Source organism: Mycobacterium sp., assembly GCF_049802695.1.
Classification (GTDB): Bacteria; Actinomycetota; Actinomycetes; order Mycobacteriales; family Mycobacteriaceae; genus Mycobacterium.
In genome coordinates, this window is sequence record NZ_JBARMY010000170.1 from 1 (window position 1) to 1825 (window position 1825).

The 1825-nt window shown below is 67.8% G+C and carries 3 protein-coding genes; all 3 read left to right on the top strand.

Annotated elements, in window-relative coordinates; translation table 11 throughout:
- A partial coding sequence (locus WA317_RS06860) for an adenylyltransferase/cytidyltransferase family protein (RefSeq protein WP_425172321.1) occupies window positions 1-572 on the top strand: 572 nt, incomplete at its 5' end.
- Between the two features lie 50 nt (window positions 573-622).
- Complete coding sequence (locus WA317_RS06865) at window positions 623-1372, top strand: SDR family oxidoreductase (RefSeq protein ID WP_425172322.1); 750 nt, start codon at window positions 623-625, stop codon at window positions 1370-1372.
- Window positions 1363-1825: glycosyltransferase family 9 protein (locus WA317_RS06870; RefSeq protein WP_425172323.1), on the top strand; the 463-nt coding region annotated here is incomplete at its 3' end. The genes WA317_RS06865 and WA317_RS06870, both read left to right, overlap by 10 nt.

Consider the following 1825-nt stretch of genomic DNA (forward strand, 5'->3'; position numbering starts at 1 on the left):
CCACCGACGCGGTGACGGCGGCGTCGCTGTTCGTCGCGGCCGGCGGAGCCGCTGCGGTGTCCAGCGTCATGCCGATGCCCGGCGGGATCGACTTGTCCACCAATGCCGGCGCGGTCACCGGAATGGATTCCGTTATCGCACTTGCTGATCGGGTCCGGCACCGCGGCGGCACGCTGGTAGCCGCCGGCGGCTGTTTCGACCTGCTGCACACCGGGCATGTGCGGTTGCTGCGGCGTGCCCGCGACTTGGGCGACGCGCTGGTGGTTTTGCTCAATTCGGACGAATCGGTGCGGCAGATCAAAGGTGACGGAAGGCCCGTGGTGCCGGCCGAGGACCGGGCCCGGGTGCTGGCGGCGCTGGGTTGCGTGGACGGCGTCGCGGTGTTCGACGAGACATCACCGGCCGCGGCGCTGGAGCGGGTGCGGCCGGACATCTGGGTGAAAGGCGGCGACTACACCGGAGTGGAGCTACCCGAAGCCGAAGTGGTGCAACGGCACGGCGGTGAGGTGGTGCTGCTGCCCACCGTGCCGGGGTACTCGACGTCGAAGTTGATCGCCGCAACGGTGAAGTGATCCGGGCCGGGACAAGGGATTCATACAGACGGGCATAGAGAGGCTGACTGATGGCGCAAACACTGGGCGGGGCTCAATGGCCCGACTCCTCCTCGGGTCCCGGTGGACCCGCATCGTCGCCCGGCAATGTCGTGATCACGGGCGGTGCCTCCGGGCTTGGTGCCGCGACGGTGCGGGCCGTGCAACGTCACGGCGGTAATCCGCTGGTGGTCGATATCGCCAAGCCGCAGAGCGACGTTCGCTATGCCTGGGCCGATCTCGCCGACACTTCGACGGTCGACGACGCCGTACGGGAACTGGCTGACGCGGTCGACGGCCAACTGCACGGCGTCTTCACGGCCGCCGGCATCGACAGCTGCGGCCCGCTGGACAAGGTTTCCGCCAAGGAGTGGGAACGGGTGGTGCACGTCAATCTGCTGGGCACCGCCGCGGTGATCAGGGCAGCTCTCCCGTATCTGAAGTCGACGCAGGGACGCATCGTCACAGTCGCCTCGACGTTGGGCATCAAAGCGGTCAGCGACGCCACCGCCTACTGCGCGTCGAAGTTCGGGGTGGTCGGGTTCACCCGCGCGCTGGCCGCCGAATTGGCCGGCGAGGTGGGCGTGACGTTGCTGATCCCAGGCGGCATGCACACCCCGTTCTTCGATGGTCGCGACGAGCAGTACAAGCCGCCGCCGGACGCCAAGCTCAACGAACCCGACAACGTCGCAGAGACAGTTGTCTTCGCGCTGAACCAGCCTGCCGGATGCGAGGTCCGCGAATTGGTGGTGTGCTGCTCAGAGGAATCGTCGTGGCCCTGACCTCGGGCTCACCGGTTGACACCGTGCTGGTGTTGCGGGCGTTGGGTTTGGGTGACCTGCTCACCGGGGTGCCGGCACTGCGCGGACTGCGGCGCGCCTACCCGTCGGCCCGCGTCGTGCTGGCGACGCCGCAACCGCTGACACCGCTGGCGATGTTGTCGGGCGCGGTGGACGAGGTGCTGCCGACCTGCGGACTCCGGGACCTGCACTGGCGCAGCGCGCCGCCGGATCTGGCGGTCAACCTGCACGGCCGCGGCCCGGAAAGCATTGCCGACCTGCTCGCAACAAAGCCGAACCTGCTCATCTCGTATAGCAATTCCGCCTACCCGTCGGTAGATGGTCCGCCGTGGCGCGACGACATGCACGAGGTCGACCGTTGGTGCGAACTGCTGGCAGCAGCGGGAATTGCTTGCAATTCAGCGGATTTGGCACTGAGCCGTCCGCCCGGATACC

Excerpts from the sequence above, each read along its gene's own strand:
- WA317_RS06865 (WP_425172322.1), top strand. The coding sequence starts at position 623 with ATGGCGCAAACACTGGGCGGGGCTCAATGGCCCGACTCCTCCTCGGGT.